22 protein-coding genes, 1 tRNA gene and 1 rRNA gene are annotated in these 21,995 nt (G+C 63.3%); 14 read left to right on the plus strand and 10 right to left on the minus strand.

Going from position 1 to position 21,995, the window contains the following annotated elements; genetic code table 11:
- Positions 1-124 (plus strand): 16S ribosomal RNA (locus tag VGH98_10600); the annotation flags it as partial.
- Between the two features lie 169 nt (positions 125-293).
- On the opposite strand, the gene VGH98_10605 is transcribed toward VGH98_10600, so the two are convergent.
- Entirely contained in the window at positions 294-1,220 is a 927-nt protein-coding gene (locus VGH98_10605) for a serine/threonine-protein kinase (GenBank protein ID HEY2376412.1), read from the minus strand.
- A 163-nt stretch (positions 1,221-1,383) separates the two neighbouring features.
- Here VGH98_10605 and VGH98_10610 point away from each other — a divergent pair, with 163 nt between their 5' ends.
- Both VGH98_10610 and VGH98_10615 read left to right on the plus strand, forming a co-directional pair.
- On the plus strand, positions 1,384-1,842 hold the full coding sequence (locus VGH98_10610; GenBank protein ID HEY2376413.1) for a hypothetical protein: 459 nt from the start codon (positions 1,384-1,386) through the stop codon (positions 1,840-1,842).
- A gap of 306 nt (positions 1,843-2,148) precedes the next feature.
- Positions 2,149-2,222: transfer RNA gene (locus VGH98_10615), tRNA-Ile, on the plus strand.
- Between the two features lie 291 nt (positions 2,223-2,513).
- On the opposite strand, the gene VGH98_10620 is transcribed toward VGH98_10615, so the two are convergent.
- Positions 2,514-2,774 carry a hypothetical protein gene (locus VGH98_10620; GenBank protein HEY2376414.1) on the minus strand — a complete coding sequence of 87 codons (261 nt, stop codon included), beginning with the start codon at positions 2,772-2,774 and terminating at the stop codon, positions 2,514-2,516.
- A 351-nt stretch (positions 2,775-3,125) separates the two neighbouring features.
- Here VGH98_10620 and VGH98_10625 point away from each other — a divergent pair, with 351 nt between their 5' ends.
- Positions 3,126-3,692: a hypothetical protein gene (locus tag VGH98_10625; GenBank protein ID HEY2376415.1), complete on the plus strand. Its 567-nt coding sequence runs from the start codon at positions 3,126-3,128 to the stop codon at positions 3,690-3,692.
- Between the two features lie 695 nt (positions 3,693-4,387).
- Here the strand turns inward: VGH98_10625 and VGH98_10630 are convergent.
- Genes VGH98_10630 through VGH98_10645 form a run of 4 tightly spaced genes read right to left on the minus strand, consistent with a single transcriptional unit; the run spans position 4,388 to position 6,905 of the window.
- Positions 4,388-5,524 (minus strand): hypothetical protein, encoded by a 1,137-nt coding sequence (locus tag VGH98_10630; protein ID HEY2376416.1) that lies wholly within the window; start codon positions 5,522-5,524, stop codon positions 4,388-4,390.
- 34 nt (positions 5,525-5,558) lie between these two features.
- Positions 5,559-5,972: a hypothetical protein gene (locus tag VGH98_10635; GenBank protein HEY2376417.1), complete on the minus strand. Its 414-nt coding sequence runs from the start codon at positions 5,970-5,972 to the stop codon at positions 5,559-5,561.
- A complete protein-coding gene (locus tag VGH98_10640; protein HEY2376418.1) occupies positions 5,969-6,343 on the minus strand; it encodes a hypothetical protein in 375 nt (124 codons plus the stop codon). The genes VGH98_10635 and VGH98_10640 overlap by 4 nt, the downstream gene beginning before the upstream one ends.
- Positions 6,336-6,905, minus strand: a complete 570-nt coding sequence (locus VGH98_10645) for a sigma-70 family RNA polymerase sigma factor (protein ID HEY2376419.1) — start codon at positions 6,903-6,905, stop codon at positions 6,336-6,338. Before VGH98_10645 ends, VGH98_10640 begins: the two co-directional genes overlap by 8 nt.
- 170 nt (positions 6,906-7,075) lie before the next feature.
- Here VGH98_10645 and VGH98_10650 point away from each other — a divergent pair, with 170 nt between their 5' ends.
- Complete coding sequence (locus VGH98_10650; GenBank protein ID HEY2376420.1) at positions 7,076-7,357, plus strand: hypothetical protein; 282 nt, start codon at positions 7,076-7,078, stop codon at positions 7,355-7,357.
- A gap of 66 nt (positions 7,358-7,423) precedes the next feature.
- Here VGH98_10650 and VGH98_10655 read toward each other — a convergent pair whose 3' ends face one another.
- Both VGH98_10655 and VGH98_10660 read right to left on the minus strand, forming a co-directional pair.
- A complete protein-coding gene (locus tag VGH98_10655) occupies positions 7,424-7,993 on the minus strand; it encodes a cold shock domain-containing protein (GenBank protein HEY2376421.1) in 570 nt (189 codons plus the stop codon).
- The gene (locus VGH98_10660) at positions 7,986-8,426 is read right to left on the minus strand and encodes a hypothetical protein (GenBank protein HEY2376422.1); all 441 of its coding nucleotides are present in this window, start codon (positions 8,424-8,426) and stop codon (positions 7,986-7,988) included. The genes VGH98_10655 and VGH98_10660 overlap by 8 nt, the downstream gene beginning before the upstream one ends.
- A 276-nt stretch (positions 8,427-8,702) precedes the next feature.
- Here VGH98_10660 and VGH98_10665 point away from each other — a divergent pair, with 276 nt between their 5' ends.
- From VGH98_10665 to lepB, 5 genes are all read left to right on the plus strand, one after another.
- Positions 8,703-9,293, plus strand: a complete 591-nt coding sequence (locus VGH98_10665) for an outer membrane beta-barrel protein (GenBank protein ID HEY2376423.1) — start codon at positions 8,703-8,705, stop codon at positions 9,291-9,293.
- A gap of 123 nt (positions 9,294-9,416) precedes the next feature.
- A complete protein-coding gene (locus VGH98_10670) occupies positions 9,417-12,686 on the plus strand; it encodes a hypothetical protein (GenBank protein ID HEY2376424.1) in 3,270 nt (1,089 codons plus the stop codon).
- Between the two features lie 98 nt (positions 12,687-12,784).
- On the plus strand, positions 12,785-13,741 hold the full coding sequence (locus VGH98_10675) for an integron integrase (GenBank protein ID HEY2376425.1): 957 nt from the start codon (positions 12,785-12,787) through the stop codon (positions 13,739-13,741).
- 746 nt (positions 13,742-14,487) lie between these two features.
- The gene (locus tag VGH98_10680) at positions 14,488-14,838 is read left to right on the plus strand and encodes a hypothetical protein (protein ID HEY2376426.1); all 351 of its coding nucleotides are present in this window, start codon (positions 14,488-14,490) and stop codon (positions 14,836-14,838) included.
- A gap of 238 nt (positions 14,839-15,076) precedes the next feature.
- On the plus strand, positions 15,077-15,868 hold the full coding sequence (gene lepB, locus VGH98_10685; GenBank protein ID HEY2376427.1) for a signal peptidase I: 792 nt from the start codon (positions 15,077-15,079) through the stop codon (positions 15,866-15,868).
- A gap of 278 nt (positions 15,869-16,146) precedes the next feature.
- Here the strand turns inward: lepB and VGH98_10690 are convergent, their stop codons facing one another.
- Positions 16,147-16,533: a hypothetical protein gene (locus VGH98_10690; GenBank protein HEY2376428.1), complete on the minus strand. Its 387-nt coding sequence runs from the start codon at positions 16,531-16,533 to the stop codon at positions 16,147-16,149.
- Between the two features lie 48 nt (positions 16,534-16,581).
- Here VGH98_10690 and VGH98_10695 point away from each other — a divergent pair, with 48 nt between their 5' ends.
- From VGH98_10695 to VGH98_10705, 3 genes are all read left to right on the plus strand, one after another.
- Positions 16,582-17,073 carry a CPBP family intramembrane glutamic endopeptidase gene (locus VGH98_10695; protein HEY2376429.1) on the plus strand — a complete coding sequence of 164 codons (492 nt, stop codon included), beginning with the start codon at positions 16,582-16,584 and terminating at the stop codon, positions 17,071-17,073.
- A gap of 143 nt (positions 17,074-17,216) precedes the next feature.
- Positions 17,217-18,305 (plus strand): hypothetical protein, encoded by a 1,089-nt coding sequence (locus VGH98_10700; GenBank protein HEY2376430.1) that lies wholly within the window; start codon positions 17,217-17,219, stop codon positions 18,303-18,305.
- 109 nt (positions 18,306-18,414) lie between these two features.
- A complete protein-coding gene (locus VGH98_10705) occupies positions 18,415-18,783 on the plus strand; it encodes a VOC family protein (GenBank protein HEY2376431.1) in 369 nt (122 codons plus the stop codon).
- A gap of 89 nt (positions 18,784-18,872) precedes the next feature.
- On the opposite strand, the gene VGH98_10710 is transcribed toward VGH98_10705, so the two are convergent.
- On the minus strand, positions 18,873-21,224 hold the full coding sequence (locus VGH98_10710) for an ABC transporter permease (GenBank protein ID HEY2376432.1): 2,352 nt from the start codon (positions 21,222-21,224) through the stop codon (positions 18,873-18,875).
- On the opposite strand from VGH98_10710, the gene VGH98_10715 reads away from it, so the two are divergent.
- The gene (locus VGH98_10715) at positions 21,213-21,992 is read left to right on the plus strand and encodes a DUF305 domain-containing protein (GenBank protein ID HEY2376433.1); all 780 of its coding nucleotides are present in this window, start codon (positions 21,213-21,215) and stop codon (positions 21,990-21,992) included. The genes VGH98_10710 and VGH98_10715 overlap by 12 nt on opposite strands.
- Positions 21,993-21,995: the final 3 nt, after the last annotated feature.

The following is a 21,995-nucleotide window of genomic DNA, read 5'->3' on the forward strand; positions in this document are numbered from 1 at the left end:
TGTGAGCGCCCGAAGTCCGTGTCGCAACTCGCAAGAGAGCAAGCGGCCGAAGGCGAGCGCAGTGACTGGGGCGAAGTCGTAACAAGGTAGCCGTAGGGGAACCTGCGGCTGGATCACCTCCTTAACGGATTGGTGAGTAAGCATTCGCTCAACACGAATGCGGAAAACCACTCTCGAAGTCGCGCCACCGCACGACTCCTCACACTCGATTGCTTCATACGCAAACGCCCCGGCGGGATATCGCCGGGGCGTTTGTCGTTAGGTCGACCGCCTAACGCGATTCAACCGTCGTGTCAACGCACGAACGAGCGCCAGACCTTGGCCAGCGAGTCGACGAGCCGACGCCGGACCGGCACCACGCTCGTCAGGGTCTCGTAATGATCGATCGCGTCGGCCAGTGCGCTCGCCGTCGCCGGGCGCCGCTCGGGCGCCTTCGCCAACATGCGCTCGACGAGCACGCCGGCGCCGACCGGCAAATCCGGCCTGACGAAGCGGAGCGCCGGCGGCGCCTCCGTCATGTGCCGCGCGATGATCGCGCGGGCCGTCGGGCCGGTGAAGGGCGGAGTTCCCGCGAGCATCTCGTACAACACACAGCCCAGCGAATAGATGTCGCTCCGTCCGTCGAGATCCCTGTCGGCGGCGGCCTGCTCGGGACTCATGTACGTCGGCGTGCCTAACGTGAGGCCCGTGCTCGTGACGGTCGAGATGTCCGCCGCGCGCTCGATCGCGCGCGCAATGCCGAAGTCGGTGACGACGGCCCGTCCCGCAGCCCGCTCGATGAGGATGTTCTCCGGCTTGATGTCCCGGTGAACGATGTTCTGATCGTGCGCGTACTGCAGCGCTTCGGCGACGTCGTGGGCGATCGCGAGCGACTGGTCGAGCGGAAGCTGAAATTCGCGCTTGATGAGGGCACGCAGCGTCTCGCCCTCGATGAAGGGCATCGTGTAGTAGAGCAGGTCGTCGCCGGATTGGCCGGCGCTTAGGACGGGTACGATGCGCGGATGATGCAAGCTCACCGCGACCTGGATCTCGCGCTTGAAGCGGTCGACGTTGACGCCGGCGGCGAGATCGGGGGAGAGGACTTTGACGACGACGCGTCGGCCGACGGCGGGGTCGTCGGCGACGAATACCTTCGCCATGCCGCCGCCGCCGAGCTCGCGGCTGAGCCGATAGCCGGCGCCGAGGCTGGACTGGAGCAGCTCCCTCAGATCCGAGGACATGCGTCCCCCTGAGCGCAACGAGTTGCCAATGTACGAGAAGGCTGCATAATGAGCAAAGTCGTGGCTCAGATGCGCCCGATTAGGGCACCTGGATCTTCCGGGAATGGAGTGGGTCGTTCACCATTTGGAGACGCCACACGTGCCTAATGCTGGCTAGCACCTCGTGATCACCGACGCGATCGATCCGACGAACCCCGTGGTCGTGCTCTGTGCCGAAGGCATGGCCGTGGAGGGGACGCCGGCGGAGGCGCGCGGGCTTTTCGAGCGCGCGTGGGCCGCGCGGCGCGACGACTTCGACGCGGCGGTCGCAGCGCACTTCCTCGCCCGGCATCAGCCGACGTCGGCGGAGACGCTCCGCTGGAACGCCCTCGCCGTGCGCCACGCGGAGGCGGTCGCCGACGGACGTGCGGCCGGGCTCCTGGCGTCGCTCTATTTGAACCTTGGCGACGCGCAGGCGAACGTGGGAGACGTGCTCGCGGCCAAGGAGTCGGCGCGGCACGCGACCGCGCACCTGGCGGCGGTGCAGGCCGGCGGGTACCGGGAGTTCGTCGCGCTCGGTGTGCGCCGTCTCGCGTCCCGGGTCGGCGATACGCGCTGGCGAGTCGGAGAGCAGTCGCGGTAAGTCAAAGTTGACACACTGAGTCCGCTAACGCCGCTGTTAGTGTCTGCTAATGATCTCATGAGAAAGAAGCCAATGCGACAGTCGATCTTCTGGTGCGTCATCGGAGGCGGAGCGTTTTGGCTGCCGATGATTGTGCTGCAGACGATCTTTGGCAAACGAGTGAGTGACGTGGCTCTCAACGTCGCGCCTCTGGTCGGCTTGCATCTATTGATATCATATGTCGAGTTCGCACTAAGGCGCAGCGGTTGATGGGAGGGCGGTAACTGATTAAGGTTCATAGCTCTAGAACGCTCCCGCAGTAGTCTGGGGCCTGTAGCTCAGGTGGTTAGAGCGCACGCCTGATAAGCGTGAGGTCCGAGGTTCAACTCCTCGCAGGCCCATAAGGACTTAGCCCCCTTGACGGGGGCTTTTTTCACGTCCGTACCTAGTGGATTTACCTAGTTCCGCTGCTTCGCCACAGGGCCCAAGTGGGCACGACTAGGTGGCATACGCCTGAACTGGGAGAGGCAGTAAGGGGGGCCTCCCGTCACTGACATGTCGAGGCGTTCGACCTTGGCTTTCGACATGGAGGGAGCAGTGAGCCGCGACACATTAGATGGACTCCGCGAAGAACTGCGGACTTTGACCGTAAAGCAGCTCGCCGACGTGATGGGAATAGAGGAGTGGCGCGTTTACGAGATGCTCAAGAGAAAACGGAAGGACTCAGACGCCGCTCCACTATCGACGATCTGAAAGATGCCTGTGGGTGACGGTTGAGTACGGGATTTATACAGTACCTGCAGAATCGCTGAGCGGGCCAGGCATTCGGTCAGGACATTCTCGATCCGTTGCACGACTTTCTGGACGTCGACGGTGGCGATCCCGCGTTTGAATTCTTGGATGCCGATCTCGAAATCGCGCGAGCGACTTTGCAGGAGAACGATCGCATACATCGAGGATATTCTGACTCACACCTTCATGGAGAACGATCGCGAGCGGCCTCGCAATGCGTTCTACCCGAACTGAAGCACACCCCGAGTTCTACGCCAAGGTTGTCCACGAAGCGGCACGCAGGAGCAAGCACTGAGCGACGCGTATGGGGCATTGGTGAAGCTGGCTCGTCGCAAACTTGGCATCGACGGCTAGCTGGTCCCGGGAGGCCGCTGAGCGCCTCGTGATTGAAGCGATTCGCTGGAAGCTGGCCTTTCGTGCGTTCGAGAGTGGGTTCAGGTCACTAATGCCGAGGTCGAAAGCGTATGCCTAACCGCACGCGAGCACTGAGGGCTTTCACCATACTTCTCGCAGTGATCCTCGTTGCAGGTCCAGTTGTTTTCTTCCGAGCACTCCCCAGCAGTTACGGCTTTGAGCTCTCGGCGGAGGAGGCCAACCACTGGCTCCCAACAATCTGGTTGCTAGCGCTCTGGCTTGCCCTCGCACTCGCGCTTCGAACGGACCTGCGCAACCGCGGCAATGATGGACGCGTTGGCCATGCAGTGCTGCAAGTAGTGCTCGGGGTTTCGTTCGTTGGTATTGCTCTCTTCACTCGTCTTCTCGACTGGAGTGGAGCCCAGGAGGTTCAGAGCGTGGATCGCGGAGACTATCGCCTCGTCATCCGAGAGGAGAGTTGCGGCGCAACGTGCGATGCCGACCTCTCCTTGCGCCAGGAATGGACGATGATCCCCGGCTTGCTGCGAGTTCGCTACCTCGCCTATTGGAGCCACGCCGGCAGGGCTGCAATTACGCTGCGTGGCTCCGGGTCTCAGATCGATTCATTCGAAGTTCACATCGCGGAGTGGGGTAAGAAACGCCCCGTCGCGACCGACACGGTCGTAGATGTTGCACATTCGCCATGGGATCGCGGCACGCGTTAGCCTGCGCAATACAGATGTCGAAAGAGCGTCTCCAACCAGTGGGTAAAGGGCAGGTGTTACGATTCCAGCGAGAGCGACGCCAGGCTGTGGAAGATCCATGGTTCTGGGCCGGAAATTGGCCCAAATTGTTCCGGGCAATGCCTTGAATTCGGACGCCAATTTCCCATAACCACCGAGCGTACAGTCCGAGTTTAACGGCCTTGGGATTTCGGCACGAAGGTCAATGGGCTTCAGGGCTCGCGCGAGACGCGACTGTCGCACCGCGCAGAGTGTTCTAGTCGAGGTCTATTGAGCTAACCGTAAACCCCGTGCGTTAGCGTGGGCTAGCCCTAGGCCCAGCGCCTGCCCCCAGCGAACGGAGGTCTAGTCGAGGTCTAAGTGTGGGTCCGAGACCCGATCGGCGCCGGACCCGTTAGCTGAGACCTCTGACCAGCCTTAAGTCCTTACTCAACACTGGTCACGCTCACCCCAACCAAGGTGTGCCACCCAACGCTGACATAGAGATCGGATCTTGGGGTCACGTCACGCCCTCTGGCCAGCGCGAAACTCTCCCGCTAATGCCTAGCGCACAGGGACTAGACTGCTGTCCCGAGTGACGAGAACGGGGCAGCCGAGTAGAAGGAAGGCGCCGAGCGGCGCATAAACGCGCAACGTCGTCGACCGCTTCACGTCAACGGCCATCCCGCGATGGCTCGTCACCTACGGAGCAGATCGATCCGGCCGACGATGACCCGCGTCAGCTGATTCGGGATCGACACACGCAGCGGGAGGAAGTAGCCAAGCCACTCGTCAGGCACGAGGTAGAACACGCGAAGTCCTGGCGTCTCGAAGTAGCTCTTCTTCCACGTCTCGAGCATCGCGCCTGCTTCCGGCTCGAACAAGCCCGCGCCGACGAGCGACTGTTTCATCGCCTGTCGCAGCGCCGCGAGATTGGCGCTCGAGTAATCTTCGTCGGCGAACAGCGGCATCCGTGCAAGCTCCCGCGACGGTTGCGCCTTGTCGATCGTGAGCGGTGCATGTTCCCGAAACGCGACCGTGCCGTTTGGTCGGATGTCGACAAGCCACATCTTCGCGATGGCCATCGACGGTTGGTGCATCCACTCCAGTTGTCGCGGCGCGAGGAATCGGACCTCCTTCGCCAACAGCTCGGTTTGCATCAGCGCATCGAGATGCGCGACGCCTCGGTAGAACAAATAGCGTTCTGCCTCGCCGGACTTCGACGTCACGTTCGTGGATGGGACATTGCGTGGCGCCAGCCACACGTGGCTCGACGTCGGCGTCAGCGAAGCAGACGGCGCAAGCGCGACGTCTCTCCAGAGCAGCCGACCGACGACGTAATTATCGAGGACGTCGCCATTCCACTCCGACGGAATCGCACCCGTCTGCATTTTCCTCGACGCGCGCTCGACGTCGACGACGACGGACGCCTCGGCGTCCGGATAGAACTCGTTCACGATTCCGCCGCGGAAGCGCACCGTCACCTGGAAGGGCGGCGGCAGCGGCATGTCGCGCGCGGGATAGAAGTAGATCACGGGCGTCTCGAGGCGCATCGTCACGTCGGGCCGGCCGGGAACGAGCGTCTCCTTCACGAGGGTCTTTTCCGGATTGTCGACCGTTTGCGACGGCTCGTAGCGGTGCACGAACTGGGGCAGGACTTCGGTGGTGTCGATGCGATTGAGCCGGCCCTGCGGCGTGCCGTTCGGCGCGTGCCGCGTCGTGATCGTTCCCCATTCGTGAACGATGATCGGTCCCTTACGCGTTCCGGCGTGCGCGGCGATCGCGCCAACGACGAGTACCAATGGAGCGCACGGAACGAGAAATCTCTTCGTCATGTCCATCCTCCTTCGGTCGAACGTATGCCACCCATCACCGCGGTGGTTCGCTGCGCCGCATCGTCGTCAGCCGACGCTGCTGCGCCGGCGTTAGTACTTGCTCAACGCGAAGCCTCACGCTGTCGATCACGGCATGGAGCGCCGGCCAGCGGTCGTGCAGGAGCGAGTCGACCCGCGGCTGGTACGACGCGAGTATCGTCGCGATCTGCGCTCGCTGCTCCGGACTGAGGTCGAGCGCCTCGTACATCACCGGGATTCCCGTCCCGGCCATTTTCATGTTCGCGATCACCTGGTCCGTCGACGCGACCGGTGTCGGGGCGTCCTGTGGCGCGGCTGAGGCACGAAGATGTTCGACCGTAGCGCCGGCGACCGCACCGCCGACGAACACGGCGACGAGTACGAAGCCGGCGAGAAGCCGCGTGCGTTGGACCGGCGACGATTCGCTCATCGACCCACCTCGTCCACGAGCCGCGAGACGCTGGGAACCGGCCGCATCGTTAGGCTTCGAGCGATCTCACCCGGCACGCCGAGCGCTTGGGCGAGTTCCACGAGAGGGGCGCGAGCGAATGGCGCGGGCCTGTCGACTGCGAATCGGCCTCGCCTGGGTGCGATTCGCGGCGAGGTCACGAGAAACAATGTCGACGCGAGCGAGATGACCGCGACCGCCGCGATCACAGGGCGCCACCAGTCGGCGATCTGCACGAGAGTACCGCTGCGCCGTCTCTCGGCGAGCAACACAGCGCACCGCTCGTGAACGTCGCGCGCGAGTGCTTCGACCGGCGGGTCAAAAACGGTGAGGTCGATGGGCTCGTCAATCATCGTCCGTGCGCTGAGCGTGAAGGTCCGCGAGGGCTGCCCGCAGCTTCTGTCGGGCAACGAAGAGATATTGGCGCGAGCTCACGTCGGAGATTCCGAGCGCATTCGCGATCTCGCGGTGTGCCCGTCCCTCGAGATCGTGCAGCAGAACGACGCTGCACTCTCGTTCGCCAAGGACGGCTAACGCCGCGCCGAGTCGTGCGCGAAGCTCGGACCGTTCGGCTTCCGCCACGGGATCCTCGTGACTGTAGGTATCGAGCCCCTCGATCGGCTCGCCCCGTCGAAGCCGCTCGCGACGCTGGTGATTCAGCGCCGTGCTTCGCACGATGGCGAAGAACCATCCAGCGAACCGCGCCTCGCTGCGACATTTGTCGAGCTGTTCCAGCGCGCGCACGAATGCGTCCTGACAGATGTCCTCCGCGTCCAGATGATTGCGGGCGATCGCGAATGCGAGGGCGTGCGCCGAGCGCAGATATCGACCGACGAGCGCATCGAACGCCCCGGCATCGCCGAGACGGGCCGCGTGGACCAGCCGTGCGTCCGATGCATCGTGTTCGTCGGCCATGTGCCTATGACAGGGACACCCGGGTAGTTCCGGATGTTAGGAAGTCCCTCGCTGTCCAGGGTTCGTACGGATTACGCGACAATTCGAGGTCGACGGCTCGCTCCGGAGACTCGAGTAGATATATCATAGATGCGGCGGCCGCGGCGTCACTCTTTAGCAAGCGCTCACTGATGCCCAAAAAGCTCAAGATCTACGAGCTGTACATTGGTCCGAGTGGGCCTTCTCCGCACAGCAAGTATTACGGCCAATACAACAAGACGCTGTACCACGTCGCGGCGTCCAGCGTGAAGCAGGCCATCTCGTTGGCTGCAAAGCAGAGTTGGAGCAACGGTACTGGCCCCGGGCTCGTCGAGTGGTCAGACGGGAGTCAGAAGTTCTTCCGTGCCGATGGCTCGGCGCAGTGGGGCGCGGAGTACACACACGACGAGGCGTTTCCAAGAAAGCCGAGTTAGCACGTCGCGGCCGCGAGCATCGCGCAACCCGCCGGACACCCACTCACTGCGTAACCATCCGGCCATTCATGTATTCAGAAGCCGCCGGACGCGCTCCGCCACGTACCTGTAGCTGTCCTGTTTCGCGTGATGGTACGTTACCTCGACGCGCTCGCCGACCGTGAGCGACTTGAAGCCCGTGCCCTCGATGGCGGCGAAGTGAGACCAGATGTCCCACGGCGCCGTGTCGGTTGATTCGATCACGCCGTAGCCCTTGTCGTCGCGCCACAACTTCACGATCCCGATCGACGTCCGTTGCGTGTACAGCGGCTCGGGCGGCTCGGGAATGAGCTGGCTCAGAACGTCGCCCCGTCCGAGAAACTTTCTTTCGCCGTCACGAAGTATCCAGACGAGATCGCCCGGAAGCGTTTCCACTTTGCTGAACTCCGGCGGCGCACCGAAGGCGCGCTCCGTCGCCGTTAGTGCTCCGGCGCTGAGATACACGTCCGCGCCCGCACCACGCGCAACGACGCCGACCTCGATTGTCCCTACGTCTCGCAAGTCGACGCGAGGTGATGCGAGCTGCCGACTCAGCGCGGCTACGAGTCCTGCGGCCTCGGCGATGTCATCGAACGGGATGCGAAGGAATTCACGCACCGAATTGCCGAAGATGATGATCGAGGTGCTTCGCCTGCACGCGACTGTTGAACTTCCCGGTGACCTTACCGAAGATCGGCGACTCGGGCCACGCGGAGTCGATCGGCTTCCGCGCGAACTCATCGAGCAGTGTTAGGCACCGCGCCTTCTCGGCCGCGAAATCGCACCGCTCGCTCACGCGGAAGTCCGGGTGCGTGGGTGCTCCTTTCGGAAAGGGGAAATTCGCCGCGAAGAATCGAAAGAGTGGACCGGGTAGGGGCATCCTCCCAGGTGCGAACGTGGTCTGGCCGAGACAGACGCTCAGCGCGATGTCGACATGTTTCAACATCTGATCGGGCGTCATCTTTCCCCACTGACGCACCGCCGTCGGTTGAAGGCTCTCGAGGCGCGATCGCAGCGTCGCACGGGTTTGGGGATCATGCAGGAGCGGCATAGGCACCTACGAGGACAGGATGGCCGAAAATGCTCCGTGAATTGAGCCGCGGCTAGAGTCGCTATCGCTGCTTAGACTTGCTGCCATGCCAGCCCGGGCGAGACGCCCGTCGGCCCATCTTATCGAACACCGATACCGCTATCGTGGTTTTGCGCAGCCGTACGGAGTATGGGCGTTTAGACCCGTTGCAGCCGTTAGGATCGCGCGTCGATCGCATGACGCGGTCCGTAGCGGTGAAGCGACGGCGTGCCTGTAATCCTTTTCGGGAGAGTTACCATGATTCGGCAATGCATGGGGCTCACTGTTCTCGCAATCGTCCTCGGCGCGCCGAACACCGGTGCACAGCGTGCAAGAACGCACTCCTCCAGTTCCTCGTTCAGTTGGTCCGCAGGCGCGGGGATGAGCGTTCCGACGGGTGATCTCAGTAACGGCGCAGGAAACGGCTATCACTTCCAGGGTGCAAGCTCGTACCATCGCCTTGGATGGCCGATCGACCTTCGCGCGGAGTTGGCCTACTACAATTTCAGTTCGAAGGACTACACCGTTGCCGGCGCCCGGCCGAACCAAACGGTCAATTACACGGGCAAGTCGAGTTCGATTGGCGGCGCCGTCGACGCTTCCTACGCCTTGAACAGCATCGGTCGCATGCGACCGTACCTGCTCGGCGGCCCTGGTGTGTACGACACGCGTGCTGAAGTGACGCGTGCCGGCGCGAATCCCACGACTTCGTCAGAGACGAAGGTTGGCTTGAACGTGGGCGGCGGGATCAACTTCTCGCTCGTCGGACGAAGCGCCTTTCTCGAGGCGCGGTATAATCACGTCGACCAGGCGGCGTGGGTTCCGATAACGTTTGGTTTCCGGTTCTAAGAACGCAGAAGGGGAGAATCACAAACGGCTCCGTTCGAAAGAACGGAGCCGTTTGTTCTGGCGTAGACGTGGTCAGATCGCGCCGGTACATTCGCGGCGCCGACCCCGAAACAGGAGCACCGGATGACTCGTCTTGCCGCGCCCTTCCTCGCGCTGCTCATTCTTGCCGCGACGGCCAACGCTCAACGCCGTGGCGGCCCTGCCTCGGCTGCTGCCGCCGCTGAGGGCGGCCTCAGCGCGCTGCACTTCCGACCCCTTGGCCCCGAGGGGAATCGCGTGGCGTCCATCACGGGCGTTCCGGGCGATCGGATGACCCTCTACGCTGGTGCGGCGGACGGCGGCATATGGAAGACGTCGGACAACGGCACCACCTGGAAGCCCATCTTCGACGAGCAAAACGTCTCTGCTATTGGCGCACTCGCGGTCGCGCCATCAGCCCACGACGTTGTGTGGGCTGGCACCGGCGAGCCGTGGCTTATTCGCCCGTACTACACGCTCGGCGACGGCGTCTACAAGTCCACCGATGCCGGGCGCACCTGGCACCACGTTGGGCTCGACGCGACGGGGCACATCGCACGAATCGTCATCGATCCGCGCGATGCGAATTCCGTCTACGTCTGCGCAATCGGCCAGGCGTTTCGTCCGCAGCGCGAGCGCGGCGTCTTTCACACGAGCGACGGCGGTGCGACGTGGAGGCAGGTGCTCGCCGTGAACGACAGTACGGGCTGCTCCGATCTCGTGATGGATCCGGCAGATTCACGAACACTCTTCGCGGGCACTTGGCAGCTCGACATTCACCGCTGGGATCTCCACTCCGGCGGCCTTGGGAGCGGCGTCTACGTGACGCACGATGGGGGTGAGACCTGGACGCGTCTGGCCGGCAACGGACTTCCGCCGGCCTCGCATACGCTCGGCAAGATTGCCGTGGCGATCGCGCCGAGCAATCCGAATCGCGTCTATGCGCTGGTGCAGGATGCACCTGCGCCGGGCCTCTATCGCTCCAGCGATCGCGGCCAGACCTGGGAGCTCGTCAACCAGTCGCACTTGCCTGACGAGCGATCACCGTACTACACACGATTGGCCGTCTCGCCGGACGATGAGAACTTGCTCTATTTCCCATCGGTCGCGTTCACGATGTCGCGCGACGGCGGGAAGACGGTCTTTGCCGCGGGGGCCCGGGGGGGCCGTCCCGGCGGCGGCGGCGCTGAAGGAGGCGTAGCCCCGGACACCGCCAGCAACAGACCGGTCATCGCCGCGCCGGGCGGCGACAATCACGACGTCTGGATCGATCCAACCAACGCGAGCCGCGTGCTCGTCGCCAACGACGCAGGCGTCTCGATCAGCGACAATCGCGCGGAGAGCTACAAGCATCACTTGCTGCCGATCTCACAGGTGTATCACGTCGTCGCCGACAACGCGATTCCGTATAACGTGATGGGCAACATCCAGGACAAGTCCTCGTTTCGTGGACCAAGTCGCACCAGCGGTGGCCGCGGCGGGATTCCGCTCAGCAACTGGACGAACGCGGGCGGGTGCGAGGATGCGTTCGCCGTCCCAGATCAGGCCAATCCGGATGTCGTGTGGTCGGGGTGCGACAATGGACGCATCGTGCGCATGGACTACAAGACGGGGATGGCGCGCGACGTCAGCCCCTGGCCAATCACGAGCTATGGCTGGGCGCCAGCGGATATGCGCTATCGGTTCGACTGGATCACACCGCTCGCGATCTCCCCGCACGATCACAATCGCGTCTACGTCGGCGCGCAGGTCCTGTTCATGACGACCGATGCCGGGCAGAGTTGGCGCGCGATCAGCCAGGACCTAACGACGAACACGAAAGCCCACCAGCAGAACTCGGGCGGGATCTCGGCGGACAATCTCACCACCTACGACGGCGGCACGCTCTACGCGATCGCCGAGTCGCCGGTCGCGGCCGGTGTCATCTGGACCGGCAGCGACGACGGCCAGGTGAACGTGACGCGCGACGGGGGCGCGCACTGGACGAACGTCACGAAGAACATTCCGGATCTGCCGCCGTGGGGGACGGTGTGGAGCATCGCCCCGTCGCGCTTCGACGCGGCGAGCGCGTACGTCGTCGTCAACCTGCAGCACCAGGCGGATTACGATGCGCGCGTCTACAAGACGACGGATTACGGAGCATCGTGGAAGCTCATCTCGGGGAGCGTACCGAAGGGCGTGAACTCGAGCGCGCACATCGTCGTCGAAGATCCCGCGCGCAAGGGCACGCTCTACCTCGGCACCGACAACGCGCTCTATGTCACGTGGGACGATGGCGAGCATTGGACGCACCTCCGGAACGATCTGCCGCCCGCGCCGATCTACTGGATGGAGGTGCAACCGACGTTCAGCGACCTCGTGATCGGCACGCACGGCCGCGGAGTCTACATACTGGACGACGTGACGCCGCTGCGGAGCTGGGACACCGCGCAATCAGAGAATTTTAAACTCTTCACGCCTCGCGCAGCATACCGGTTCCGGGCCACGAACGACGCGCGCGAAGCGGACGTCGATCCGCACGTGAGCGGAGAGAACCCGACATATGGCGCCGACATCGATTTCACGCTCAAATCGGAGACGCCGAAGGTGCAGGTGTCCATCATCGGTGCACGCGATTCGACGATTCGAACGCTCACCGTCACGGGCCACCCGGGCCTCAATCGCGTGTGGTGGGATTTACGCTATGAGTCGGGCTCGACGATCGTTATGCAGGTGCCGCCGCTCGACGAGCCATGGGCGCCTGCTCACCGCAACTATGCAGCGTATGGTACGCGCATTCCCCCGGCGGGGCCGATCGTGCCGCCAGGCACGTACACGGTGCGTGTGAAGGCGGGAGGCGCCGAGCAGCAAGCGACGCTCCGCGTCCTGTCTGATCCACACTCGCCGGGAACGCCGCAATCGATTAACGCGCAGGTGGATTTTGTGCGCGAAGTGCTCGCTGAGATCGACGAAGCGGCACAGATGGGGAACAAGCTCGAGGCGTTGCGCAAGCAGGCGCAGGATGCGGAGGCATCGTTGGCGAGCGATCCGCAGAAACGTTCGCTCGTCGACGCAGCACGGTTGTTCGACACGAAGGCAAGCACGGTCGAGCGTAGATTGATCGACTTGCGCAACACCGGGCGTAGCGAGGATGCGTTCCGACAGCCGGTACAGCTCTACGAGCGGATGAGCTGGATGATCGGCCCGATGGTCGGGACGCCAGGCAGCGGGTCTGGTGGGGGTGATGTGGGCCCGACTGCGCAGCAGATCGCGGTGAATGACGGCTTCAGGCAGGAGCTCGCCGCGATTGCGGCGGAGTTCAAACATATTGTGGATGTCGACGCGCCGGTTTTCAGCGGGTTGCTCAAGCAGAATGGAGTAGCAGTGTCGCGTTGATTCGCTGCTGAACGGAAGGAAATGGTGACGCTTTGCGTGTGCGGCGTCGCTCTCTTTGGGATGTGGTCGAGCGACCCCTGATCCCGCTATCGCAGCTGGTGTCACCGCCGAACCCGGAGCGGCGGTTTTGGCTGCACGAGGTTGTCCGCCGGCGTGGACACGAGCGTCGCTTCAGCGAGCGCACGATTGCATCCTACGTGTATTGGATTCGACGATTCGTGCTGAACAACGGCCGACGTCATCCGAACGATCTCGGGCCGACGGAGGTGCGACAGTTTCTCGCGATGCTGACTGTTGAGCAGGGCCTCTCGGCGTCGACGCACAATCAGGCCCTGGCGGCGTTGACGTTCCTGTACGTGGAAGTGTTGCGTGCGCCGTTCGATCGGATTCCGGGACTCGCGCCGGCGAGTCGTCCGCGTCGGGAGCCGATCGTCCTCTCCACCGGTGAGGTCGGACGCGTCGTCGAGCGACTCGATCAACCGTTCCGACTCTGTGTGCTGCTGATGTACGGCGGAGGCTTGCGGCTGACGGAGTGCCTAACGTTGCGCGTGAAGGACGTGGATCTGGAGCGGCGTGAGATCGTGAATCGGGGCGGCAAGGGTGGCAAGGGCCGGCGTGTCCCGTTGGCCGTGCCAGCGCTCGGGATGTTGCGACGGCGATTCGCCGAGCTTCGCCGTCGGTGGTACTCGGATCTAAGGCGCGACGTGCAGTCGACGGTGTTGACACCGAACGCGAGTCGCGACTGGATGTGGTCGTATGTGTTTCCGGCGACGCGCACCTTCGTGGATCGGAGCGGTAAGCGCCGCCGGCACCACCTCCACGAGAGCGTCCTGCACCGCGCCATCGTTCGTGCTGCGCGCGAGGCGGGAATGACCAAGCGCGTGACGAGCCACGCCTTCCGACACTCCTTCGCGACGCATCTGCTCGAGAGCGGGACCGACATCCGCACGATTCAGGAGCTGCTCGGCCACCGCAACCTGCGCACGACGATGATCTATACGCACGTAATGAATCGAGGTGCTCTCGGGGTCATCAGTCCCGCTGATCGGCTTTAGGGGTGCCTTGCGCGCTGCTGTCTCGGCTCGCGTTCGATTCGCCGGCCGGTCACCGTTTGAGCCGCCGCGCCGAGTTGACCACCATGCTGCCCGTCCTCGGCGTATTTCCTGGTTCGGTGCACAATGAATTGCGAATAGCGCAGATTTGATGAGCGTAGGCTCATCCATCTCAGCTCGCCAACCGCATGCCCCACCTTTTGTTGGGGCCGAACGCCGCATCGAGCCGCGACCTTTGAATGGCGAAGCCCGGTGCGTTGACTGCATATTTGCAAGTCAACGGCGCAAATGAGTTAGCGTTAGACCGCGCACGACCTCCATCGCATTCAACGATTGGGAATGATGCCGAAGCCTCAGACATGTCCGGAGTGCAACGTTTCGATGGAAGAGGGCGTGACCCTCGACCTCGAAAGCCGTCGGACGCAGACGTGGCTGCGAGGTCCCGTGGAAGAAAAGCGATGGACCGGAATCAAAACGCGTGGGAAGGAACTCCTGCGGGTGGTCAGCTATCGCTGTCCCAAGTGCGGGTACCTCAAGACGTTCGCGCCGCCGGTCTAATGAACGCTGCACCAGACGGGCGATCCGAGGATTGCTCGCTTCGCTCGCTCTTATGTCTTCGCCCGCAGGTGAGCTCAAGGCGTTATGCGGCCACCAAGCATCGTCGAGGTTTGGCCTGGCGTGCCCGTCACACGACATCTTCGCTTTCAAGCCACGCGATTCAACTTCGAGCAAGTTCGGGTGCACTGTTCATGGCGAATCACACTGACGGGGACGTTCGGCGCGTAGTCGTGGCGCTTGGATTGGCCGCGATCCTGTGGACCGTACTCGCCTGGAGCCAGCTACGCCACGTGGCGCAGCATTGGCGACACGGCGCTGTCGCGGCGTTCTTCGTTGCCGCCGCTCTTTTTGCGGCGGCTGCAGCGGTGGCCGCTCATCGCCGTCGCCGTTCCGCGTTAAGGCTCGCCGCGCTTGTCGTCGTTATTCTCGCTGCAGCGCAGTTGTGGCTTTGGGAACCATGGTTTGTAGTGATCGCTCCTGGGCTGGTCCTCGGCGGGATTCCCGCAGCGCTGGCGCTCCACGCCCGGTCTCTGCTAAGGTGAACTAGGAGCTGCCACCTGACTTGTATGCCGCATGCTCGCGAGTCAGCGATTACCGCGACACGCATTCATGCGCTGCAGCATAACGAACGCTGAAGCTGCCGAGCGATCTATAGATTGCTCGCTTCGCTCGCTATTATTTGACGCGCTCGCCCATTAGCTAGGGCGTTAGGCGTCCAACAACGCTCTTTTCGCGGAACGCTCTTACAGTCACGTTGGTGTGCGACTCGGAGGTCTAACCATGGGCAAGACTCGACGGAAACGTGCGGCACGCGCGGCCGCACGCCCCAAATCCACTCCACGCCCTTCTCTAGTCGTTCGCACGCGCGCGCTCATCATGAGTGTCCTCCCCGCGCTTGTCATATTTCTTGGAACCCGACAACTGCTCGCCGAAGCGTTTCGCATTCCCAGCGGTAGCATGGAGCCGACCTTGCTCGTCGGCGATTGGCTCTTCGTGAACAAGCTCCGATTCGGGCCACACATCCCATTCACCGACCGCTCGCTGCCAGGGTATGCGAGCCCTCAACGTGGCGACGTGGCGGTCTTTACCTCGCCGCCGCAAGACCCTTCGATCCGGATCGCTCCCGATGAGGTCACCCCAACGCTAGTCAAGCGTATTGTGGGAATCGCCGGCGACACACTGCTGATGCGCCGCGGTCAGCTGATCGTGAACGGCACGGTCGTTCGATCGCCGAACGCACTCGTTCTCGCCGACTCCGTGGCCGACGTGCCGCAGGCGATCTTTGCCTGGCAGCATCAAATCGAGATTCGTGACTCTCGATTCGGACCACCGATCGCGGCTCCGAGCCTCCATGAGTGGGGTCCGTTGGTGGTTCCGGCGCGCACGTTTTTCATGATGGGAGACAACCGCGATAATTCGGTTGATAGCCGGTACTACGGGCCAGTGCCGCGGCCGAACCTCCAAGGCACGCCGATGTTCATCTACTACTCATACGATCCGGCGCGCGGTAGTGACTACGCTCGCGCTGTGACCGCAATGAGGTGGCGCCGGATTGGCCACTGGGTCCGGTAAACACGAGACATTCCGTCGGCTGCGCGCCTGACGCATAACGAACGCGGAAGCTAACAAGGAATCTTCGGAATTGCGCCCGGCGTTGCCCGGCGCTTTTGTTAGACTTCCTTGCAGCTTAGCCAGGGCGTTAGGCCGCGACTCAACCCCAACGTCGATCGTGCGATTAATCACTCGTGAGTATTGATTAATCGGGCTTCCCAACGGTCAGTTCTCATTCCCTCTGCGATCACGTCCGTCCGCGCGCCGACGTCTCCAAGCGACGTGCTCCCCTCGCGTGATTAACCGTCGACTCCTGCACCGGTTGGCGTTGCGCGTCCGCATGCCGTGCGATAATCGGTGACATTCGAGGACGCCATGCGTGCAATCGGAAAGTTCCTGATCCTGACCTTTGCCAGCACGTGGGCGCTGTGGACGTTGGTGATTTGGACCGGTGCCGCACACGTGCCGTCGGCGATCCCGACGGGGCTCGTCCTCGGTGGTCCTGTGTTCCTTCTCGGCGTGTTCGCCCCCGCCCTCGTCGCCATCGCACTCACGGCCTTGGAGGGGGGCGTCCCGCCGTCGGCGCGCTGCTCCGCCGTATCCTCCGCTGGCGCGTGGATCTGCACTTCTACGCGTTCGCCCTGCTTCTTATGCCACTCACGAAACTCGCGGTCGCGGTCCTGCATCGCGCCCTTACCGGTGCGTGGCCACGGTTCGGAGACACTCGCCCCATCGTGCTGGTCGCGGCGACGATCCTCGGGACTGTCGGCCAAGCTGGTGAAGAAATTGGCTGGCGTGGGTATCTGTTGCCGCGGCTTGCCGAGCGCGCCGGATTGGTGGGTGCGAGCCTCATCGTGGGCGCCATATGGGCAATGTGGCATCTGCCGCTTTTCTTTGCAGCAGGGGCAGACACATACCACCAGTCGTTCCCGTTGTACGCGCTGCAAATCACGGCGTACTCGGTCGCATTGGCCTGGCTCTATTGGCGGACGGGCGGGAGCCTGCTCCTGGCGATGTTCATGCACTCCGCATTCAATAACATGAAAGACATTGTGCCATCTGGCGTAACGCAGGGCGGCAGCGTGTTCACGTTCGACTCGACGCTGGTCCTCCGTTTGACCGTCCTACTCTTGTGGATTATCGGAGCGCTTCTCCTTGTTCGAATGCGAGGCGTTCGGCAGGTAGGCGAGGCGCCGGTCAGGCATTTGTCGCTCCCGACGGCCTAACGAACGCTGAAGCCGACGGCCAGTTGCGGAAGCTCGCCGCACTCGCATTTTTCATTTCGTTCGCCCGCGCTTAGCTCGGGCGTTCGGCAGCGACCGACCCCGGAAGTCCTACCCAAACACGTTCACCGGGAAGAGACGACCACGTGACCACCGCAATCCGGCTCCAGCCCTGCGCCGTCCTGCTGCTCGTCGCGAGTGCGTGCGCCGGTGGCGCGCACGACCGCACGGCGTCGGATACCGCTGGCGCACCGTTAGGCGCGGCGGCGAGCTCCCTCCGTCAGGGCGGCCCCTACGCGTTCGTCAGCAACGAGGCCGATAACAACGTCAGCGTGATCGACATCCACACCGATAGCGTCGTCGCCACGCTCGACGCCGGACAGCGCCCGCGTGGGATCAAGCTTTTGCCCGATGGGAAGACGCTCGTCGTCGCGGTGAGCGGCTCTCCGCGCGCCGGCCCAGGTGTCGACGAGTCGAAGCTCCCGCCCGCGGACCGCTCGAAGGACGGCCTCGCGCTCGTCGATCTCGCGACCCGTCAGGTCCGGCGGCTTCCCGGCGGCGTCGACCCGGAGAACTTCGACATCAGCTCCGACGGCAAGACGATCTACGTTGCCAACGAGGACGCCTCCGCTGCGTCGGTCGTGGACGTGCCCACCGGCACTGTGAAGGCGACGATCAAGGTCGGCGGTCAGCCGGAGGGCGTCACGGTTCGACCCGGCGGGGACGAGGTGTGGGTCACGAGCGAGGAAGGAGGAAAACTCTACGTCATCGACACGAACGCCGACACCGTTAGGCACGTGATCATCGTCGGCAAACGTCCGCGCTCGGTGGTGTTCACCCACGATGGCAAGCGCGCGTACGCGCCGGCCGAGGTGGGCGGGAACTTGACCGTGATCGATGCCACGACGTACCGGCCCATCGCCACCGTCCCCGTGCCTGGGAAGGGGGCGAAGCCGATGGGGTCCGTGATCGCGCCTGACGATTCGAAGGTCTACATCAGCACCGGCCGCGGCGGCACGATCGCCATCCTCGACACGAAGAGCGACAAATTCGTCGGTACGGTCGACGTCGGCTCGCGCCCATGGGGGATGGCGCTCGGTACCGACGGCAAGCAGCTCTGGACCGCTGGCGGTCCGCCTGGAAACGACGTCTCGGTAGTCGATCTCGCCACCAATCAGGTGGTCAAGAAGATCCCCGTCGGCAAGGCGCCATGGGGAGTGGCAATATCGAAGTAGTGCTGACCTGCCTCCACCCTTCGTGCGACGGCGCGCGTGTGGCTCGGTCTGGGCGCGGCTAACTAGCTTGATGCGTTAGGCGCCTCTACATGTCAATGCTGGAGGATGGATGCCCCACGGGAAGATCTGTTACCTAGAGATCCCGGCCAACCGCGCCGAAGACTCGGCACGCTTCTACTCAGACATCTTCGGCTGGAAGGTGCGTGAACGCGGGGACGGGAACCTAGCGTTCGATGACTCAGGGGGAGTTAGCGGGACGTGGGTCAAGGAAAGCGACCGGACTCCGGATGAGCGCACGCGGATCTACATCATGGTCGACAGCATTGCGGAGTCGTTAAAACGGATCGAGAGTGCAGGGGGCCGGGTCATCACCCCGCGCACGGACATTGGGCCAAACATGGGGGCATTCGCTGCCTTTACCGATCCAGTCGGTAATGAGTTCGGCCTTTACGAGGAACCCCAGCGGTCTGGTGGATAGGAGCGCGCCCGACTTCGGATTAACCTAACGAGTCCGACTCACGTCGCCGGTGCTCGTGAATGAGCGTCGCGACGTCTGGCTCATTCGCATCATTGATGTCTCAATGCCAGCACGGGATCGATCGCCGCGGCACGACGCGCGGGAACGTACGCGGACATGAGCGCGACGCCAACGATCCCAACGAGGATCGCTGCACTCGCGAGGGCATCCGCCGGCCCCACGCCGAATAGCAGACTTCGAATCACCTTCGTCGCGGCGAGCGCGAGCGGCGCGGCAACGCCAATCCCGCAGATCGCGAGTACGAGGGCATCCGAGAGAACGCTCCAGACCACTTGGCTCTGTTTCGCACCGAGGGCCATTCGTATGCCGATCTCACGCGTGCGCTCCGCGACGGCGTACGCGAGACGACCATAGAGACCGATGCCGGCGAGCAAAAGGGCGAACGCCCCGAACCATGAGCATACTGCGGAGACGATGCGCTCTCGCAGAAGCGTCGCATCCACGTCGAATGCGTGGAGCAACGCGATCGGAACGTCCGGCGCTGCGTCGCGGAGTTCGCGCCTAACGCGGTCGATCAGCATCGCAGGATTCTCCGTCGTGCGAATCGCGTACGAATCCCCGCCGACGGCCATCCGGTACACCATTGGTTCAGGCGGCAACCGCAGGCCTCGATACCTCGCATCCTTCACGACGCCGACCACCTCACGGTTCGTGCTGAAGACGTTGACGTGTTCGCCGAGCGCGCTTCGGCCAGGGAAGAGGTGCCTGGCTACGCTTTCGCTGATGACGACCACCGCTCGCGGTCCGGCCGACGTGTCACGCTCGGTGAGCGTGCGGCCGGCAACGAGCGGGATTCGGAGCGTTTCGAAGAAGCGGGGGCCGACGTCGTCTATGCTGAAATCCTTCGTCGTGACATTCGCACCGCCGAGCGGTACATCATCGAACGTTGTCACCAAGGCTACGCCGGGAAGGGTGGACAGACGCGCGTAGAGTTCCCGCTGCAAGCGAATGCGCGCGTCACCCTGGTAGTTGCCGGTCTCGACGCTCAACATGAGCAGGTGATCGGCTCTGAAACCGGGATCGATTTCCTGAAGCTTGCGCAGACTACCGAGCAGCAAACCTGCCGAGACCAGCACGACGACGGTTAGCGCCACTTGCGCCACGATGAGCGCCGCAGACCAGCGCGATCGCGTGCTCACGTTCGTGCCGATTCGCGTCTCCATCGACTCGGCCCGCTGAGCCATCCGCAACGCCGGAACGATTCCGAACAACATTCCGGTCACCAGGCACACCGCGACGGTGAACGCCAGCGTTCGCGAGCCCAGCGTGAGCTCGAGCGAAACTCCACGATCCGACACCGCCTGCATCACCAATGGCCGCGCCAGCCAGTCGAGCGCGAGACCCAGCACCCCGCTCGAGAGGGACAGCAACAAGCTTTCGGTCATGACTTGCCTGACGAGGCGCGCGCGACTCGCGCCCAACGAGACTCGCACCATGATCTCGTTTCGTCGCCGACCGGCGCGCGCGATCAATAGACTCGCCACGTTCATGCACGCGATGAGCAACGCGAGTGCGACGGCACCCATCAGAATCCGCAACGGAAGTTCGTATTCCATTCGTGCGTCGCCGAAGCCGCTCCGTGCTGATATGACCTCGAGGACCGGCGGCGGGCCGTGCGGGGTGCGATCTCGCTCGACCCTTGCGAAGCGCACCGCGAGATCCGCTTGCACCTGGGCTATCGACACGCCATGTCGCCGACGTCCTACCAGTCGCAGCCAGAACACGTCGGGGATCCTCAACAATGGACCGCCCAGCGTACTGAGAGGCGCGTAAACCTGCGCCGGCCGTCCCGGTTCCAGTCCGGTGAAGGCCGGCGGCGCGACGCCGATGATCGTGAACGGGCGGCCCTGCAACGTCAGCGTGCGGCCGATAACGCCGCGCTCGCCGCCGAACTGCCGTCGCCAGAAACCGTAGCTCAGAACGGCGGTTGGTTGGCTCGACGGTTCATCATCCGCCTCGCTCGTCATGCGCCCGAGTACGGCGGAGACTCCGAGCACCGAGAAACAGTTCCCGCTCACGAGCATTCCTTCCACGAGCTGCGCGCCGCCAGACAGGGTCGTCCGGAGTGGCTGGTGCCGCGATGCGCACAGTCCGCTGAGCGTCTCACTGCTGGCCAATGCCTGGCGATCCCGATTGCTGAGCATCAGCGATTGACGGTCGTTTAGTCGCCGTGTGGCGAGCACCAGCTCACCCGGCGAGGCGACCGGCAGCGGTCGATACAACAACGCGTCGACCAGGCTGAAGATCGCCGTGTTTGCGCCAATGCCTAACGCGAGGGATACTACGACTGTCGCACTGAACCCGGGATTCCTGATCAGCGTGCGCAGACCATAACGAAGATCCTGGCGGAAAGACGCGATCATCGCGAGATGAAAGCGCACTTCGTCAGCGAGATCGCGCTCGATATCCCGGGTCGAACAGTCGGCGATAGCGCCTCCACGCAGCGTGGCAATGTGGTAATATCGAAGGGAAGCTTCGCGAGCAAGAGTTCGATGCGTTTACAGTCTCTTCCATATGCGATCGTCATTCTGAGTGCCTGGCCGAGTCTCGGGCTGGCCCAGGCTGCTCACCCCGCCGCCGCCTCTGATTCGGCGGCCAGAGCCCGCGCCCGCGCCGATAGCGCTCGACTTCCCTATACGGCGGCCGACGTCCAATTCATGACGGGGATGATCTCCCACCATGCCCAGGCCGTCGTCATGGCGAAGATGGCGCCGACGCATGGCGCCAGTTCCGCGGTGCAGACGCTCTGCGCCCGCATCATCAACGCGCAGAACGACGATATCACCCTGATGCAGAACTGGCTGCGCGATCGCAACCAGCCGGTGCCCGAGGCCAAGCCGCTGCCCATGAAGATGGTGATGAATGGTCAGGTGATGGAGATGCTCATGCCGGGCATGCTCAGCGATGAGCAGATGAAGCAGCTCGACGCTGCGCGCGGCCGGCAGTTCGACGAGCTTTTCCTTCGCGGCATGATCCAGCATCACCAGGGCGCGATCACTATGGTCCAGCAACTCTTCGCCACGCCCGGCGCCGCGCAGGACGAAGCGGTCTTCAAGTTCGCCAACAACGTCAACGTGGATCAGAGCACCGAGATCCACCGCATGCAGCAGATGTTATTGACAGTGGAAATTGAAACTCACACTCCGTGAACC

The organism is Gemmatimonadaceae bacterium, from assembly GCA_036496605.1.
GTDB lineage: Bacteria > Gemmatimonadota > Gemmatimonadetes > Gemmatimonadales > Gemmatimonadaceae > AG2.

Coding starts and splice junctions, on each gene's coding strand:
- VGH98_10605 (HEY2376412.1), bottom strand. CDS start 1,220: ATGTCCTCGGATCTGAGGGAGCTGCTCCAGTCCAGCCTCGGCGCCGGC.
- VGH98_10620 (HEY2376414.1), bottom strand. CDS start 2,774: ATGTATGCGATCGTTCTCCTGCAAAGTCGCTCGCGCGATTTCGAGATC.
- VGH98_10630 (HEY2376416.1), bottom strand. CDS start 5,524: ATGACGAAGAGATTTCTCGTTCCGTGCGCTCCATTGGTACTCGTCGTT.
- VGH98_10635 (HEY2376417.1), bottom strand. CDS start 5,972: ATGAGCGAATCGTCGCCGGTCCAACGCACGCGGCTTCTCGCCGGCTTC.
- VGH98_10640 (HEY2376418.1), bottom strand. CDS start 6,343: ATGATTGACGAGCCCATCGACCTCACCGTTTTTGACCCGCCGGTCGAA.
- VGH98_10645 (HEY2376419.1), bottom strand. CDS start 6,905: ATGGCCGACGAACACGATGCATCGGACGCACGGCTGGTCCACGCGGCC.
- VGH98_10650 (HEY2376420.1), top strand. CDS start 7,076: ATGCCCAAAAAGCTCAAGATCTACGAGCTGTACATTGGTCCGAGTGGG.
- VGH98_10660 (HEY2376422.1), bottom strand. CDS start 8,426: ATGCCGCTCCTGCATGATCCCCAAACCCGTGCGACGCTGCGATCGCGC.
- VGH98_10665 (HEY2376423.1), top strand. CDS start 8,703: ATGATTCGGCAATGCATGGGGCTCACTGTTCTCGCAATCGTCCTCGGC.
- VGH98_10670 (HEY2376424.1), top strand. CDS start 9,417: ATGACTCGTCTTGCCGCGCCCTTCCTCGCGCTGCTCATTCTTGCCGCG.
- VGH98_10680 (HEY2376426.1), top strand. CDS start 14,488: ATGGCGAATCACACTGACGGGGACGTTCGGCGCGTAGTCGTGGCGCTT.
- lepB (HEY2376427.1), top strand. CDS start 15,077: ATGGGCAAGACTCGACGGAAACGTGCGGCACGCGCGGCCGCACGCCCC.
- VGH98_10690 (HEY2376428.1), bottom strand. CDS start 16,533: ATGCAGGACCGCGACCGCGAGTTTCGTGAGTGGCATAAGAAGCAGGGC.
- VGH98_10705 (HEY2376431.1), top strand. CDS start 18,415: ATGCCCCACGGGAAGATCTGTTACCTAGAGATCCCGGCCAACCGCGCC.
- VGH98_10715 (HEY2376433.1), top strand. CDS start 21,213: ATGAAAGCGCACTTCGTCAGCGAGATCGCGCTCGATATCCCGGGTCGA.